Genomic DNA, 16442 nt, shown 5'->3' with positions numbered 1-16442 from the left:
CAGGCACGGCACGAACCGCCTTGCCGTGCAGGCATCCGCCTTGCTGCACCGTGGATATCGCGCCGCCAGCGCGGCATGCAGCGGAGACTCAAGATGGCACACCCCAACCACGACAACCACGCAGATCAGCACCCCACCGATCCCAGCAACACGCCCGTACACGCGTCACATGGCGAGCGCCACGTGCCATTGCGCTCGCCCACCGGCGGCACCGACTGGTCAGAGAACATGCGTCGCAGCCGCCCGACCAATAAGGGCAAGGGCGTCCCTGGACAACGGCGCGGCTAGCCGGCTAATCATCTGTAATCAAGTGCCGCCAGCGCATGCGCCGGCTGCGCCCTACACTGGCGCTCGGACTCGCGTCCATCCCCGCCCACGCTTAGGGCTCCTCCACTGGAAACCGCCATGCCACGCCTGTCTCCCGCAGCCGGCACCTTCGCCGCACTGGCCATCGCCGCCGCCTCGCTCTTCACGCAAACCGCCTTCGCCGCCGACAGCGCACCGCCCACCCGTGTGCGCGCAACCATCATCGCCACGCACGGCAACATGATCGACGTGACCGACAAAACGGGGAACCAAGCCACCGTCACCCTGCCCGCTGAAGTGACCGTCACGGAAGTCGCGCCGATCGAGCCGTCTGCCATCAAGGCCGGCAGCTATATCGGCACGGCCGCCGTGAAGCAACCCGACGGCACCTTGCGTGCGCTGGAGGTGCACGTGTTTCCCGAAGCCATGCGCGGCACGGGTGATGGCCACCGCCCATATGACCTGGGCCCGAACAGCTCCATGACCAACGGCACGGTCGAACAGGCCGGCGCCATGACAGGCGCGCAGGGCCGCACGCTGTCGGTCAAGTACAAGGATGGGGAGCAGCGCATCGTGGTGCCGCCCGAGGTGCCGATCGTCACCTTCGAACCGGGCCGGCCTGATGAGCTGACAGCCGGTGCGCACGTGGTGTTGTTCGTGCGTGCTGATGCGCAAGGCGCGTTGACCGCGCAACGCGTGCTGGTTGGCAAGGACGGAATGGTCCCGCCGATGTGATGAAGAAAGGGCCGGCGCTGATGCCCGGCCCTTTTTGCTTAGAACGGCTTGCTGACCGACAGCAGGAACGTGCGGCGCGGCGCAAACTGCGGCGCGCCCACGCCAATCCCCGTGCCGTCGCGCAACTGGTAGCTGCGGTCGAAGATGTTCAGCACCGTCAGGCGCGTCTTGAACTTGCCGAGCGTCGGCAAGCTGAAGTCGCGCGCCGCGCCCAGGTTCATCTGCCAGTAGGCCGGCAGGTGGTCGGAGTTGACAAAGCCTCGACGCAGGCCGGTGCCAAACAGCGCATCCGCCATGTAGGTTGTGCCGGCGTACTTGTACGACACGCCGGCGGAAGCCGCCACACGCTGGTCGTGGTCCAGGTTGACCCAATGGCTGTTGATGTAGGCGAGTTCGTCAGCGCCAAAGTTGAACTGGCCCGTCTCAATACCCTTGCCCTGCGCGCGCGAGATACCCACGTTCAGATACGCGCCGAAGTTGCCCTCGCGGTAGTTGGCGCTACCCTCCAACCCATAGATGCGACCGCGCTCGTAGTTGAACGCGGAGAACAGCAGCGCATTGCCGAACTGGCCTTCATCCTGCAGATGGCGCACATCGCGGTAGTACGCATCCAGACCCACCGTGAGGTGCGGCGTCAGCTGATGCGAGACACCCAGGTCAAAGTAGTTCGAGCGTTCCGACTTGACGGCCGTGTTGGCGTCCGAGGGCAGCGCATTAGTCGTACCGAGGAAGCTCGCCACCGAGGTGCTATCAAACTTCTCGGTCGGCGGCGGCGTGAAGTAGCGCGCGTAACCGGCATGCACGCGGGTGCGCGGCGTCAGGTCATAGGTCAGGCCCAGGCGCGGGCTCAACTGCTGCTCGCTGACGATGGTGTTGACGTGGTCGTAGCGCGCGCCGTAGTTGACGGTGAGCTTGTCGGTCGGCTTCCACTCGTCCTGCAGGTAGACGCCCATCGTCGTGCCGGTGCCGCTGTGGTTGTCGACGATGGTGAACGGCGTGCCGCTGGTCTGCGCGCCGGTGTCGTCCGCAGGAAACACGCTGGAGGTGTTGTCGGTGCCAAAGCGCTCTCGCTGCACGAACACGCCGGCACGCAGCGTGTGCTTGTCATTGAGCTTGTAGCTGGCGTCGCCCTGCAGGCCGTAGGCATCGTTGCGGCGCGTGATATCGGCCGCCACGCCTTTGTAGACGAGATCCCCGATCGGATCGGGCGTGTAGTCGATCCGGCTGGAGCGGCGGAACACCGACACCTGGTAGTCCAGCTTGGGCGACACCTTCTGCTGATACGTCAGGATCTGGAAGTCGGTCTTCTCGCGCTGATTGGCGTTGAGCGCTTCCGAAGCCGGCGGCACGGCGCCGTCGAGCGTGAACTGTGGCGTCAGCCCCGGGCGCGTCGGAATCTGGAAACGTCCGTTGGACGTGCCGAACATGAAGCTCACGCGGCTGTCGTTGTCGAGCAGGTACGAGAGCATGCCGAACGACTTGTTCTGCGTGGTGTGGTCGTGCGTGGCGTTGCGGTTGCCGGTGGGGTTCTCGATGCCGAGGTTGTTCTCGGCAAACACGCCGCTCAGGTAATAGCTGAAGCGGTCTTTCTGGCCCTGGATCTGGGCGTTGACCTCGTGCGTGGCATTGCTGCCGAGCACGGTGCCGATCTCCCCGCTGAAGGCCTTGGGCTCGCCGTCTTCGTCGCTGGCGGCGCCCTTCGTGGTGATGTCGACCACGCCTGCGGTGCGATAGCCGTACTGCGCCGGCAGCGCGCCGGTCAGCACGTTGATCTGGTTGGCGAAACGCGTGTCGAGCATCTGCCCAAACCCGCTGATCGGCTCGGGGATGATCACCCCGTTGATGCGGTATTGCAGGTTGGAGTGGTCCCCCCGCACGTGCAGTTGGCCGAACGAATCCTGCACCACGCCCGGCGCCTGCAGCAGCACTTGGTTCAGCGGGGTGGCATCGCCCAGGGGCAGGCGGGCGATGTCGTCGGTATCAAACTTGTAGACGGAGCTGCCGGTATCCGGCGACAGCGCATTGCGTGCCGCATCCAGGCGCTTGGCGGTGACGCGGGTTTCGCTGAGATCGCGCACGTTGGCGGCAGGTGCCGCTGACGTGGCAGGCGCGGCGTTGGTGGCGGGGCTCTTGGCCGGAGGTGTTTGTGTCGTGGCTTCTTGAGCCAGAGCGGAAACGGAGGCGAAGGATGGCAGCACGGCGGCAAGCGCCACCACCAGCTTGGCAGGCTGGAACGGAATCATGGAAAGACCTTTGAATCGAGCGAATGCGTCAAACAGCGGCCCGCGCATGCATCAACACAATAGCGCGCAGGCCGACAGGCAAATCGGGAATCAAAGGCAGAACGGTGGATCGCGCGAACAGACGGCCACCGGAAACACCGGCGCCGCGGCGCGAAAGCCAACATGCGGGAAGTGCCAGCGCCGCGTGCTGCGCAAGCGCAATAGCAGCAGGGCCGGCAACGCCGCAGCAAGCGCAGCAAAGGCGGCGCACTGCAGACAGGCAGCGTGTTCCTGCGCGGGCTGGTTGCTGCGCTCGGCACCGGCCGAGTTGGCCGTGACGCTCAGCTCAAGCGGTGTCTCTTCACCCCAGTGCGAAAGCGCATGCCGCAGCGCGCCCTGCTGACCAAACAGCAGCAGCGCAGCCAGCAGGCAAGCCAGCCAGCGCAAATGCGAGAAGGAGGAGCGGAAAGCGCGCACGGTTTGAGGAGCAGATGCAGGCGCGCAATCTTTCAGGTGACTGAACGCCCAATGCAACTAAGTTGCGAATTCTGACACCGGCCGCCCGATTCGGCAATCCGTCGGGTGGAGGGAGGCGGCAGGGAAAACCGCCCGCCACCCTACCGCCTTCGTATTACAGCCGCGTGTGCGCGAAACCTGGCCCGAAGCCCGTCTGCACGCCCAGGCTCGGCACGGGCACACGCTTCCAGTTCGGGCGGGCCTTGCGGGCGACCTCGGCACGCTGGGCCGGCGCGCCCACTTCCGTGGCATCGTGCAAGTTGGCCAGCCAGGCACCGTAGTCAAACCAGCCGTCTCGCACGAGCTGCTCACCCACGCAGTTGGCAAAGCGGTCGGACTTGGGCAGGAAGCACAGTTCAAAGCCCTCGGTCTCACGGCGGCCATGCATCCAGCGATGCGGCACCTGATGACTGGTGAGCGCTTCCGACAAGCGCGTGCCATAACGCTGCTGCCCCTGGCGGCGGGCGGCAATCACGTGGAAGCCATCCAGCAGCCGACGCAGCCCCAGCGCAGAGCGCGCATGGCGTACCTCGGCATCCACCAGCAACACGCGATTCTGCGTGCGTGCCTGCAGCGCCAACGCAGCAAAATGGTGTGCGCCCCACTCGTTCATGAAGAAGAGTTCGCCGCCCGCAAAGTCATAGGCGCGGAACACGTTGGTCTGGTCTGCATAACGGAACACATGGCGCTGGTTCGCGGCAAAGTCCGCATCGGTGCTGTGCGGAATGCGGCGGCAATGCTGGTGCGCAAACACCAGCATGCTCGGGAATGAGTGCACCGAGCACGGCGACTGTGCCAACCCCGTCACCGCACGGATGTCGATCTGGCAATGCTCACGGCGCACGCCCACCAACTGACTCAGATGGTGGTGGAGATCGTCCACCCAATCGGCATGTGCCAGATGCCTGGGAAACAGCTGATGCGCGGGCTCGGCCAAGCCACCCTCGAACAGGAACGGCACGCTCTTGTGCCAGATATCGAGCTTCCAGTGCGACAGTGCATCGCTCTCGGTACGATGGTGCGCAACCGATTGTGTGACATTGAAGGCTCGCGACCGGATTGCCCAGTCCGAGACCGCATGCAGCATGTTGGAAACGTTCATGTCACCCCCCGGAAGACCGAATCGTTTATTTGAGAGGTTGCTGCCGTTGCTCTTGATGGCAATCAGTCAACAACGTAAAAATCAACGACTCAACGGTACCCCACTTTAGAGGGGTATGACATGAAGTTTATTGAAGTCCGTGTTAAGAAAAAGACACAAAAATTGAAGGGGCTTGCCAAATGAACAGCGCCGCACATCGGCGGCGCTTGCGTTCAAACCAGGCACATGTCGGAGACTTCCTCGTCCGACAAACCCCAGGTGGCAGCGTCTTCCACGGTCACGATGGAATCGTCCGACTTGCCCAGGCTGATGCGCTCGGGGCGCACGCGGGTTTTGGTATTGCCGGAATAGAACACCACGATGTCTGGCTTGAGGGCCGACGCGTCGTTCTGGTTGACCACCACGCCCAAGCGATTGGTGCGCAGCTTGACCAGCGTACCGACCGGATAGATGCCCACGCTGCGCGTGAAGGCCTGGAACACGGTGCGATCGAACTGTGTGTCGGTGCGGGCCATCATGTACTTGAGCGCCTGCGCCGGCGACCACGCATGGTGGTACGGGCTGCTCGATGTCAGCGTGTCATACACGTCGCAGATGGCGCCCATCTTGGCCCACAGGCTGATCCCTTCGGCTTTCTGAGCATCGGGATAGCCGCTGCCGTCAATGCGCTCGTGATGGTGCAGGCAGATTTCACGCGCGATCTCGCTGAACTGGCCCGTGCCCTGCAGCAGGTGATGGCCGCCCACTGCGTGGGTCTGCAGCAGTGCCAGTTCATCCTTGGTGAGCGCGGTGCTCTTGTCGAGCAGCGTACGCGGCATGGCCGATTTGCCGATGTCGTGCACCAGCCCGCCCAGGCCGCATTCGCGGATCTCGTCTTCCGGCAAGCCCAGCGTGCGGGCCAGCGCCACCATCAGCGCGCAGACCGCAAACGAGTGCAGGTACGTGTAGTCGTCCTTGTTCTTCAGGCGCGCCAGCGCAATCAGCGCATAGGAGTTGCGCGCCAGCGAGTTGGACACATCGTCCACCAGCAGCAGCGCCTTCTCGGTCTCAAGCGCCCTGCCCATGCGGGCTTCGGCAAACATGTGGCCGAGCGTCGCCTTGCCGTTCTGCATCAGCTTCTGGGCGTGCTGCCACTCTTCCTTAAGCGACGTAGGCGTGATCGGCGGGCGAGCGGCCACGGTCTCGCGCGTAAGCGGTTCGGGCTCGGGCGCCGAAGTGGACACCCCAGCAGGTGCCGGCTTGGGCATCAGGCCCTGCGCAACAACGTCCTCGCCGCGCTCTGGGTCGATCCAGATCTCGGTGATACCCGCCTTCAGGATGTCGTCGATCTGACCCTGGTGCGACAACTGGAACTGCGTACGCCAGAACGGATGTTTCAGCCAGGACCCGCCCAGCTTCATCACAAACATACCGACACGCAATTGGTTCGCATCGATTCGCTTCATACCCTGCCCGCCTCGGCTCGAAGTCCGGTTTTGATTGAAATAGGGGTGCGGCACGTCAGCCGACACTGACGCCGTTTTGGCCATTCGGGTCTAAGACCCAGGTGGATGCTCGGGGCCACCAATGAACCAAACCGCGCTTGGCTTATCGGCAGCCCTGTACAAAACTTGAGGGTAGAAGTGGATCAGGCGGCGCGTAGCGCGCCTTGAACCGGGAACACCCGGGGGAACGTCGGCGGCCGCAGCGGTCGAATCAAACAGGTGGTGCGTCAAGACCCACGCCCGTCGGGCTGCCGACCGGGTCGACGGCGGCGTACACTAAGCCCCATGGAAGTGCATCCGACATGACTCACGATCCCACGTCCCATCGCAAAGAAGCAAAACCCGATGACTTCGCGCTCAACCGCGATGCCATCCGCTGGCTTGCATCCTTGCCGGAAGATGTCCGGCCGATCGAGCTCGGCCGCAAATTCCCGCGCATCATCAACACCATCGCCGCCAAATGGGTCGACTTCATCGGCTGCCGGCGCTACCTCGACAGCCTGCAGATTGATGACCGCGGTGGTCGCCAGGGCTTTCCGTTCGAAATCGTGCAGGAGATCTGCACGCTGCGCGAACACTTCGATTCGCTCTACCCGCCCGACAAAGACCTCTGGCAAAAGGCCATCGACGCGGACAAGCGCTAAGCCAACCCAAAGACGATGTTGCGGCCCGGAGTCGGTTCAAACCCCGGGCCGTTTTCATTCAAGCGCGTTCAATCGCTGTCCGGCCCCGATGCCAACTTGTTGAGCAATGCCAGCAGGCGCTGCTTCTCCTCACCGGACAGATGGGCGGTCACGCGGGCATCGTGTGCGGTGACCGCACGCGTGATCTCGTCGAGCGTGGTGGCGCCCTTGGCCGTCAGCACCAGCCGGAAAGCGCGCCGGTCCGTCGGCGAAGGCTGCCGCTCGACCAAGCCCATGTCTTCCAGCGTGTCGACCAGCAGCACCGCTCCGGAGCGCGCCACGCCCAGGATATTGGCCAGCTCGGTCAGCTTGAGGTTGGGGTTGTGCGCGATCACGGTCATGGCCGAGAAGCGCGGCGGCGTGATGTTCCACGCCTGCAGCGAGCGCACAAAATCTTCGTAGATATGCAGCTGCGCACGCCGCACCGCGTAGCCGATCAGCCCGTCGAGCGCGCCGTACTCTACGTCCGCGATATGCGGATTGAAGTGACCGGATTCAGCAACGGCGGGGTACAAGTCGTCGGCTTTGGGGTGGCGCGGCATGGTGGCGTCAGGCATAAGGAATCCGTCGATTATCGTCGGCCGCGTGCCCGTCAGCCATGAACTGAGAAGAACTTCAGTTCTTCACGACAACTTGATCGGCGGGCAGCAGCTTCCACTTGCCGTGATCCACGGTCAGCAGCACGCGGCCGCGCGCGTCAAAGCCAAAATGGTCAGCCGCCGTGTAGTTCAGCACGCCGTGCGAGACGACGATGTCGTGCTCAGTCTCCAGCGCATGCTTGAGCGCGCGACGGAACTCCGGCGTGCCCGGTTTGGCCGTCTTGAGCGCCACCGGCACGATGCGCTGAAGCACCTGCAGCGCATCCCACGTGTGGGCACCGAACTGCGTGCGTGAATCGGGCCCGTAGGTCTTTTCGTAGCGCGTCACATACTCGAGCGCAGTCTTCTTGCTCGGATGGCTGTCAGGCAACTGCTCGGCCACAATCACCGGGCCGGCCGGCAGAATGGCCCCGTCGACGGCCTTGCCGCCGATGCGGATCAGGTCCTTGGTGGCCGCGCCATGCGTCTGGTAGATCGGCCCGGCATAACCACGATCGCGCAGCGAGGTGTGCGGCAACGCGGCGCCCGTGCCTGCCCCCGCCACGAGAACGGCGTCGGGCTTGAAGCTGATCAGCTTGGCGACCTGCCCCGTCACGTTGGTATCGGCGCGCGCGTAGCGCTCCACATCCACCACCTTCAGGCCGCGCGGCGTGGCAGCGGCCGTGAAATCCTTCAGCCAGCTCTCGCCGTACGCATCGGCAAAACCGATGAAGCCGACGGTCTTGACGCCGCTCGACGCCATGCGCGCGGCAATCGCCTCGGCCATCAGCGAAATCGGCTGCGCCAGGCGATAGGTCCAGTCGCCCTTGCCGGGCTTCAGCTCCACGGGGGCGAGCGACAACTGCGGCGTCTGGGATTCGGTGGCGACTTCGGCAATCGCAATCGACGGCGCCACGGCGGACGACCCGACAATCAGGTCCACGTGGTCTTCCGTCACCAGCTTGCGCGCCATGCGTGCGCCAGTGCTCGGGTCGGAGGCGTCATCCACCAGCACCAAGCGCAGCTTCTCGCCACCGATGGTGTCCGGATAGAACGTCAACGAGTTCTTCTGCGTGATGCCGAGCGACGCCGACGGCCCGGTGGTCGACAGGCTCACGCCAACAACGATCTCGGCATGGGCGGCAGTCACGAGCAAGAGCGCGGCAGCGGCGCAGATGGTGTGGCGGATGATCATGGGTCTCCTCTCCTCTTCTGGTTTTCCGGCGGTAGTGGTTCAGGCGGGTACGCGCGTGCGTTCCGGCATCGGCGGTTGGTCACGCAGCGATTGCGGATCGAAGCCGGCCAGCTTTTTATAGCGCATCGCAATCCCTTCCAGTTCGGCGCGCGGAATCACGCCATCGATATCGGCGAAGCCTTGCGGTGCGCGTTCGTGCGCGAGCTGCATGACCTGCTCGGGGCCGTTGAGCCGATTGCGCAGCACGATACCAGCGGTGCGCGGCAGGCGGTCGGCCTCGTACTCACGCAGGGCGATGCCGGTGTCGCGCGTGGCGAGCAGGCAATCGACCAGTGCACGCGCATCGAGAATCGCCTGCGCACTGCCGTTCGAGCCGATCGGATACATCGGATGCGCGGCATCGCCCAGCAGCGTGACACGACCGAAGGTCCAGCGCGGCAGCGGGTCCTTGTCAACCAGCGGAAATTCATACACCGCCTGCGCGCCGTCGATGAGTGCGGGAATGTCGATCCAATCCCATTTCCAGTCGGCAAAGGCGCTGCGGAAGATGGCGCGATCGACCTCGCGGTTCCAGTCACTGCGCGGCGGCGCTTCGTCGGGCACGCGCAGCTCGGCAATCCAGTTGATGAGCGAGCGGCCCTGCTGCCGCAGCGGCTCAGAGATCGGGTAGGCGACGAATTTCTGGTCCTGATGACCGGCCATGAACATGGTGCGGCCGTCGAGATACGGCGTGGCTTCCGTGATGGCACGCCAGAGCATGCGGCCCGCAAAGCGCGGCGCATCGCCGCTCGAATAGAACTGACGGCGTACGGCGGAGTGGATGCCGTCCGCACCGATCAGCACGTCGGCAGACGATTCGACGAGCGCGTCGTTGGCGCGGTCACGCAGCGTGAAGCGCACGGGGCCACCACCCTCGCCCGTCGATTGGATGGCATCAAAGCTGTGACCCAGCCGGATGCAATCGGGTCCGAGCCGTTCGGCCACGGCATCGGCCAGTGCCATCTGAAACTCGCCGCGATGGATGGAGAACTGCGGCCAGTCGTAACCCGCCGCCAGCCCACGCGGCTCGTGCCAGATCGGCTGACCGTAGCGGTTGTAGTAAGCCAGCGCGGAGGTGCGGATCGCCAACGCACTCAGCGTGTCCTCAAGCCCCAGTTCACACAACTGGCGCGCTGCGTGCGGCAGCAGGTTGATGCCTACGCCCAGCGGACGCAGCGTCTGCACCGCCTCCCACACCTCGACCTCGAAGCCCTGGCGCTCGGCCATCAACGCGAGCGTGAGCCCGCCGATGCCCGCGCCGATGATGGCGATCTTCATGGCTGTCTCCGTGAAATTTGTTGCAGTCTATAACGAATATCGAAGACAACCAGAGCGCGCCGGATCAGGGCAATCCCTAGGCCCAATGTGGCGTGTGGATGCCTTGACGCTCAGTGATATATCACAATACCATCACTCGACTTTTACGAAACACAAGACCGTCTCATGTCGCGTCCGATCAAGCTTGTTACCGCTGAAGCGCCCGTGCCGTTCGCCGCCGAACCCGCCACGCACGCCCCCAAGGGCGCTGCCCTGCGCGAGCTTGCCTACGGCGAGATCAAGCGCCGCATCATGGCGTGCGAATTCCGCCCCGGCGAGCCGCTCAACGAAGCGCAGTTGGGCGTGCTGCTGGGTCTGGGCCGCACCCCGATCCACCAGGCCCTGCATCGCCTGGAAGTGGAAGGCCTGGTGCAGATCCTGCCGCGCAAGGGCGTGCTGGTGACCCCGCTGTCGCTCAACGACGTGCTCGACATGATCGAGGTGCGCGCCACCAACGAGATCCTCTGCGTGACGCTGGCCGCCGAGCGCGCCCACCCAGCCGACTTCGAAGCCATGCGCGCCATCGTCGATGCGTCGCCCGCGCTGATCGAGCACCGCGACATTGCCGCGCTGGCCGCGCTGGATCTCAAGTTCCACCTCGCCATCTCCGCCGCCTCGCGCAACCGCGTGCTGGCCGAACTGCTGCGCGGCCTGCACGAGAAGCAGGCGCGCTTCTGGTTCCTCTCGCTGTCGGAGCCGCAACACCTGCAGAACGTGTACGACGAGCACCTCGCCGTGCTCGATGCGCTGGAACGCCGCGACGTGCCCGCCGCGCGCGAGGCCATCCGCGAGCATATCGACGAGTTCCGCCGCACGATCATCCGCACGCTTTGAACGCCCTCCCCCCTGTCGCTTTTTCCCGTATACCGCATGACCACCCTGCACCTGAACCTGATCGGCCACGGCCCCATCGACGTGACCGTCGACCACCTCGTCATTGCCGGCTGGACCGGCCGCGATGCTGACGCTGTTGAACACCACATCGCCGAACTCGAAGCGATTGGCGTGGCGCGCCCGGCGCGTGTGCCGTGCTTCTATCGCGTGTCGCATTCGCTGCTGACCACCGATGCGCGCGTGGAAATTCCCGGTGCCGATTCGTCGGGCGAAGCGGAGTTCGTGCTGTATTCCACGCCGATGGGCTTGCTGGTCGGCATCGGCTCGGACCACACAGACCGCAAGGTCGAAGCCTATGGCGTGACCGTCTCCAAGCAGATGTGCGCCAAGCCCGTGAGCCGCGACGTGTGGCGCTTTGAAACGCTGGCTGACCACTGGGACAGCCTGCAGATGAAGACCTGGCGCACCCGCAACGGCCAGACCGCGCTGTATCAGGAGGGCAGCGTCACGCGCATGCTCGACCCGCGCGACTTGATCCGCCGCTACACCGGCGTGGACACGCTACCGGTAGGCACCGCCATGTTCTGCGGCACGCAGCCCATCATCGGCGAACTCGGTTTTGGCGAAGCGTTCGATATGGCCCTGATCGACCCGGTGTCGGGCAGCGAGCTGCGTCATCGCTATGCTGTCGACACGCTGCCTGTTGAAGGCTGAAGCGCCCCACCTCATCGGAACCATCGGAGACCTCTGCATGATGACGCCTCGCCCCAACATGATCCGCACCCTGGCTGCCGAACTCGCCAGCGGCCGCACCACTAGCATCGCGCTCACGGAAGCCGCCCTGGAGCACGCCAAAGCGCATCGCGCGGCCGGTGGTGCCGCCTATGTGAGCATCGATGTGCAAGCCGCGCTGGCCATGGCACGTGCCGCCGATGCCGCACGCGCGGCAGGCAATGTGCCGTCGCTGCTGGCGGGGCTGCCGGTATCGATCAAGGATCTGTTTGACGTGGCGGGCCAAGTCACGGCCGCGGGCTCGCGCGCGCTGGCCCACCAACCCGCAGCCACTGCGGATGCTGCAGCCGTGGCACGCCTGCGTGCAGCCGGCGCGGTACTGCTCGGCCGCACCAACATGAGCGAATTCGCGTTCTCGGGCCTGGGCCTGAACCCGCACTACGGCACGCCACGTACGCCGGCAGACGGCACGCGTGCAGCGGGTGGCTCCACCTCCGGTGGCGCCGTCACGGTGGCAGGCGGCATGGCCGTGGCGGCCCTGGGCACCGACACAGGCGGCTCGATCCGTATTCCGTCCGCCTTCTGCAACCTGACCGGCTTCAAACCCACCGCGCGCCGCGTACCGATGACGGGCGGCGTGCCGCTGTCCACCTCGCTCGATTCGGGTGGGCCGCTGGCCAACTCGGTGGATTGCTGCGCGATCGTCGACGCCATTCTCAGTGGTGAATCGCTCGACACTGACGCAGTACCGCTGGCCGGCCTGCGCTTTGGCATCACGCAGGACTACGTGGGTGCGGATCTCGACGACGTCGTCGCCAACGCATTCAACCGCGCCGTAGAACGCCTCGAACGTGCAGGCGCGCATATCGTGCGTTTCGACTTTCCCGAACTGCTGCAACTGCCAGAGATCAACGGCGGTGGCGGCCTCACGGCGGCTGAAGCCTGGGCATGGCATCGCCCGGTACTGGCACGTGCCGAGGCGCAGTACGACCAGCGCGTCGCCGCACGCATCCGCCGTGGTGAGCAGATGGGCGCCGCCGCCTACATCGACGTGCTGGACGCACGCGCCCGCATGATCGCCATGGCACGCAAGCGCTTGGGCAACTTCGACGCTTGGCTGATGCCGACGGTGGCCATCGTGCCGCCGGAAGTGGCACCGCTCGAAGCCGATGACGCCCAGTTCTTCCGCACCAATGCACTGACGCTGCGCAACCCGAGCGTCATCAACTTCCTGGACGGCTGCGCACTGACGCTGCCCATCCACGCCTCCGGCGAACTGCCGGTCGGCCTGTCGCTGTGCGGTCTCGCCAATGACGATGCACGCATCCTGCGCGTCAGCCGGGCGGTGGAGGCTGCGCTGCGTTGATCGACTAGACGGAACATTCCCCGCCAGCGTCCGGGCCACGCGGGCGGTTCTCTAAGCCACGAAGACAAGGCGCGCTACAGACGCGTCCGGCCCCACTCATGCCTGCGTTTTGACAACGAAGCGCAGACGCCCTTGCACGCTATTGGAGGAAACCATGTCGCAAACCCAAGCCCTGCCGGCTGACCGCACGGACCCGGCCAGCAGCCCACCCCACGGCACCGCGCTGGACGCCACATATCGCCGCATCACATGGCGACTGGTGCCGTTCCTGGTCTTCCTGTTCATCCTCGCTTGGATCGACCGGGTGAATGTCGGCTTTGCCAAGCTGTCGATGCTGCAAGACCTGCAGTTCAGCGAAGCGGTGTACGGCCTGGGTGCCGGCATCTTCTTCATCGGCTACTTCCTGTTTGAAGTGCCGAGCAACCTGTTGCTCGAGAAGATCGGCGCACGCAAAACGCTGGCGCGCATCACCATCCTCTGGGGCCTGGCCTCGATGGCGATGATCTATGTGAAAACACCGGCCTCGTTCTATGCGCTGCGCTTCCTGCTGGGCATTTTTGAAGCCGGCTTCTTCCCGGGCGTGGTGCTGTATCTGACGTACTGGTTTCCGTCGGCCTACCGTGCGCGCATCAACGGCCTGTTCATGACTTCGTTTGCGATTGCGGGCGTGGTGGGCGGCCCGGTTGCTGGCTTCATCATGAGCACCATGGAAGGCGTGGGCCACCTCGCCAACTGGCAGTGGTTGTTCCTGCTGGAAGGCATTCCTTCGGTGCTGGCTGGCTTTGCCGTACTGGCCTGGCTGCCGGAGACGCCGCGCCAGGCCAAGTGGCTTTCCGCTGCGGAGCAGGAAGCCGTCGTCCGCTCCATCGACGCAGAAAACCGCGATCCGGCCAAGCACGTGTCGTTTGGCGCGGCACTGTCCAACGCCCGTGTGTGGATCTGCGCGGCAATCTACTTCTGCGTGGTCAGCGGCAACGCCACCATCGCGTTCTGGACGCCGTCGATCATCAAGGAGCTGGGTGTACAGGGCAACTTCCACATCGGGCTGATCAGCGCCATTCCATTCATCGCCGGCACGATCGCGATGGTGTGGAACGGCATGCATTCAGACCGCACAGGTGAACGCCGCATGCATTGCGCCATCGCCGCCATCATCGCCAGCGCAGGCCTGATCGCGACGGGCGCAACGCTGGGTACACCGGTGCTGGCGCTGGTTGCGCTCACCGTGGCAGCCATCGGCATCCTGGCGGCATTCCCGGTGTTCTGGTCGATTCCGGCCGTGTTCCTGGCCGGCACCGCAGCCGCAGGCGGCATCGCACTCATCAACTCGATCGGCAACCTGGCCGGCTTCGTCGCCCCGTACATGATCGGCTGGCTGAAGACGAGCACAGGCCACCTGTCGGCTGGCCTGTACTTCGTAGCCGTGCTGGAGCTAGGCGCCGCAGTGCTGGTCATCGTAGGCACGCGCAAACACTGAGCAAACCGCCAGGGAAACCATCGTGGCGCCAACCCATGCGCCGCGATGGTTTGGCCTTTGACGTTCCTGCCCTTGATGGCGCCTTGAATTTTCGTAAGCGGGCGGAAAAAGGGCGGGGAACTGTCTGAGCGAAGCGAGTTTTCCCCGCCTCCGCCCGGTTACGGAAATTCAAGGGATGGGTCGCCATCTCGGGCGCGCCTCTCTTTGCTTACTTTCTCTGGCAAGACAGAGAAAGTGAGTCGGCCCCGGCAGGGGACGAAACGCAGGATGCACCACCAGCATCAATCGCCAGCGAATCGCAGCACAAGCCCGCTACCCCGCCACCTTGTACCCAATCCTCAACCCACCCCAGTGCCGCCCGTTCACATAGATCGGCGCCGACACATCCTTCATCATCACAAACGCGCCGTTCCCCATATCGCGCCGATACGTCTGCAATAAGAACGCCTCTGTATTGCGTGCCGCCCCCAACCCCGTGCGATCGGCAAACACCCGCCGGTTACGGCTGTTGGCCGCGTTCCACACTGGATCACTGCCCTGCGGCTGCGAGAACTTCAGGTTGTGCGTCGGCAGATAGCCGTTAGCGTCCACCGCCGCGCAAAACACCACCCGCGGGTCGAGCCCCAGCAGCGGCTCCTGCAGCGCAGGCAACACGCGATCCGTAAACGCCGTGAAGCGCGTCAGATGCTGCGGCGGGTCGGTATTGGCGACGGGCTGATACGCGTGGTCGAACAAATCGCCCTCACTGATGTCGCCACGCGCGACGGCCGACTCGAACAGCGCACCGACCTTGCGCGCCGTCGCCTGCACGGCATCAATAAACGGCGTATCGGCACTCTGCACACCGGTGGCGGCCGTGTGGCGGATCAACGTTTCCGATACCGCCAGCAGGCCGGAAAGCTGCTGCCGCGCGTTGTCGATGTTCTGGCTCGATTGCCGGACACCCTCGGCCATGGCCTCCACCTCGTGGGCAAGCGAAGCGCACTCGTCTTCAATGGCGGCGGTGGAATCGGCAATGCTGGTGGCCTCAGCATCAAAACGTGCGATGGCCTCGCCAGCAACACCGATCACCGCACCAATGGCCTGCGTGCCGGCATCCACACGCTGTGCACGTGCCACGTTGGTGCTGCTGTCACCGATCAGCTTGTCGGTCTGGCCGGACAAATCCGCCAGCGTGGTCTCGATACGTTGCGTGGCCTCTGCCGTCTGGCCGGCCAGCTGCTTGACTGCGCCTGCCACCACGGCAAAGCTGCGACCGGATTCCCCTGCACGCGCCGCCTCGATGGCGGCATTGATGGCCAGCAGGTTCGTCTGCTTGGCAATCTGCGAAATCTGTTCAGACGCCTGCGCCACCTGCACCAGCGCGTCGCGCAGCGCAGCAATCTGCTGCTCCATGCTGGCCACGCCGATCGCCAGTTCGCGGATATCGCGCAACGAGGCATCCACCGTGGCGCGTGAATCACGCACCTCTTCGCTGGCGTGCGACGCCACTTCACGTGCGTGGCGCGCGGCCACGGCAATGTCGTGGTTGCCGCGCATGGCGGCGTCGGCAGCGCTGCGCAGTTGATCGAACACATCGGCCTGGCGACGCAGGCGCCCAGCCACGTCCTCCACGTTGCCGGACACCTCGCAGATGCCCATGCCCACGCGGCCGGCCTCTTCGGCAATGCGGGCAATCAGTTCGGAAGAGGCTTTGGGGCCGCGGCCCCAGGCGAATGGCTTCACGTGCGGTGGTCTCCAAGTGTCGTTGTTTTGTGCGCCCTCGCAACGGTGGCGGAGCAACCCTCTATGGGGCATATCGGCGCGGGCGGATGCGCGCTTGAGAAACGCTACTCGCCCAGACTTACGCCGGCATT

At 64.7% G+C, this 16442-nt stretch carries 15 protein-coding genes; 7 read left to right on the top strand and 8 right to left on the bottom strand.

Features of this window, described 5'->3' with window-relative positions; genetic code table 11:
• Nucleotides 1-93 precede the first annotated feature (93 nt).
• Both V6657_RS02880 and V6657_RS02875 read left to right on the top strand, forming a co-directional pair.
• Nucleotides 94-288, top strand: a complete 195-nt coding sequence (locus tag V6657_RS02880) for a hypothetical protein (protein WP_048934132.1) — start codon at nucleotides 94-96, stop codon at nucleotides 286-288.
• A 117-nt stretch (nucleotides 289-405) separates the two neighbouring features.
• A complete protein-coding gene (locus tag V6657_RS02875) occupies nucleotides 406-1041 on the top strand; it encodes a hypothetical protein (RefSeq protein ID WP_048934131.1) in 636 nt (211 codons plus the stop codon).
• 38 nt (nucleotides 1042-1079) lie between these two features.
• Here the strand turns inward: V6657_RS02875 and V6657_RS02870 are convergent, their stop codons facing one another.
• The 4 genes from V6657_RS02870 to V6657_RS02855 all read right to left on the bottom strand — a co-directional run bounded on the left by V6657_RS02870 (nucleotide 1080) and on the right by V6657_RS02855 (nucleotide 6326).
• A complete protein-coding gene (locus V6657_RS02870) occupies nucleotides 1080-3284 on the bottom strand; it encodes a TonB-dependent receptor (protein ID WP_048934130.1) in 2205 nt (734 codons plus the stop codon).
• Between the two features lie 90 nt (nucleotides 3285-3374).
• Nucleotides 3375-3740 (bottom strand): hypothetical protein, encoded by a 366-nt coding sequence (locus V6657_RS02865; RefSeq protein ID WP_171017959.1) that lies wholly within the window; start codon nucleotides 3738-3740, stop codon nucleotides 3375-3377.
• Nucleotides 3741-3894: 154 nt separating this feature from the next.
• Nucleotides 3895-4881: a DUF6685 family protein gene (locus V6657_RS02860; protein ID WP_048934129.1), complete on the bottom strand. Its 987-nt coding sequence runs from the start codon at nucleotides 4879-4881 to the stop codon at nucleotides 3895-3897.
• A gap of 212 nt (nucleotides 4882-5093) precedes the next feature.
• Nucleotides 5094-6326 carry an HD-GYP domain-containing protein gene (locus tag V6657_RS02855; RefSeq protein WP_048934128.1) on the bottom strand — a complete coding sequence of 411 codons (1233 nt, stop codon included), beginning with the start codon at nucleotides 6324-6326 and terminating at the stop codon, nucleotides 5094-5096.
• Nucleotides 6327-6667: 341 nt separating this feature from the next.
• Between V6657_RS02855 and V6657_RS02850 the strand changes: the two genes are divergently transcribed.
• Nucleotides 6668-7009 carry a hypothetical protein gene (locus V6657_RS02850; protein ID WP_048934127.1) on the top strand — a complete coding sequence of 114 codons (342 nt, stop codon included), beginning with the start codon at nucleotides 6668-6670 and terminating at the stop codon, nucleotides 7007-7009.
• A 68-nt stretch (nucleotides 7010-7077) separates the two neighbouring features.
• Here V6657_RS02850 and V6657_RS02845 read toward each other — a convergent pair whose 3' ends face one another.
• The 3 genes from V6657_RS02845 to V6657_RS02835 form a co-directional block, all read right to left on the bottom strand.
• Nucleotides 7078-7590 carry a MarR family winged helix-turn-helix transcriptional regulator gene (locus tag V6657_RS02845; RefSeq protein ID WP_048934187.1) on the bottom strand — a complete coding sequence of 171 codons (513 nt, stop codon included), beginning with the start codon at nucleotides 7588-7590 and terminating at the stop codon, nucleotides 7078-7080.
• 73 nt (nucleotides 7591-7663) lie between these two features.
• The gene (locus V6657_RS02840; protein WP_048934126.1) at nucleotides 7664-8821 is read right to left on the bottom strand and encodes an ABC transporter substrate-binding protein; all 1158 of its coding nucleotides are present in this window, start codon (nucleotides 8819-8821) and stop codon (nucleotides 7664-7666) included.
• A gap of 39 nt (nucleotides 8822-8860) precedes the next feature.
• Nucleotides 8861-10138 (bottom strand): flavin-dependent oxidoreductase, encoded by a 1278-nt coding sequence (locus V6657_RS02835; protein ID WP_048934125.1) that lies wholly within the window; start codon nucleotides 10136-10138, stop codon nucleotides 8861-8863.
• A 165-nt stretch (nucleotides 10139-10303) separates the two neighbouring features.
• Between V6657_RS02835 and V6657_RS02830 the strand changes: the two genes are divergently transcribed.
• From V6657_RS02830 to V6657_RS02815, 4 genes are all read left to right on the top strand, one after another.
• The gene (locus V6657_RS02830) at nucleotides 10304-11011 is read left to right on the top strand and encodes a GntR family transcriptional regulator (RefSeq protein ID WP_048934124.1); all 708 of its coding nucleotides are present in this window, start codon (nucleotides 10304-10306) and stop codon (nucleotides 11009-11011) included.
• 36 nt (nucleotides 11012-11047) lie between these two features.
• Entirely contained in the window at nucleotides 11048-11725 is a 678-nt protein-coding gene (locus V6657_RS02825) for a DUF2848 domain-containing protein (protein ID WP_048934123.1), read from the top strand.
• Between the two features lie 37 nt (nucleotides 11726-11762).
• A complete protein-coding gene (locus V6657_RS02820; RefSeq protein ID WP_048934122.1) occupies nucleotides 11763-13109 on the top strand; it encodes an amidase in 1347 nt (448 codons plus the stop codon).
• A 154-nt stretch (nucleotides 13110-13263) separates the two neighbouring features.
• Nucleotides 13264-14586: an MFS transporter gene (locus tag V6657_RS02815; protein ID WP_048934121.1), complete on the top strand. Its 1323-nt coding sequence runs from the start codon at nucleotides 13264-13266 to the stop codon at nucleotides 14584-14586.
• Between the two features lie 312 nt (nucleotides 14587-14898).
• On the opposite strand, the gene V6657_RS02810 is transcribed toward V6657_RS02815, so the two are convergent.
• Nucleotides 14899-16311 (bottom strand): methyl-accepting chemotaxis protein, encoded by a 1413-nt coding sequence (locus tag V6657_RS02810; RefSeq protein ID WP_048934120.1) that lies wholly within the window; start codon nucleotides 16309-16311, stop codon nucleotides 14899-14901.
• Nucleotides 16312-16442: the final 131 nt, after the last annotated feature.

The sequence above is a fragment of the Ralstonia sp. RRA genome (genome assembly GCF_037023145.1).
Classification (GTDB): domain Bacteria; phylum Pseudomonadota; class Gammaproteobacteria; order Burkholderiales; family Burkholderiaceae; genus Ralstonia.
Note: the sequence above shows the minus strand (reverse complement) of the source record. Positions and strands in the feature narration are given on the sequence as shown.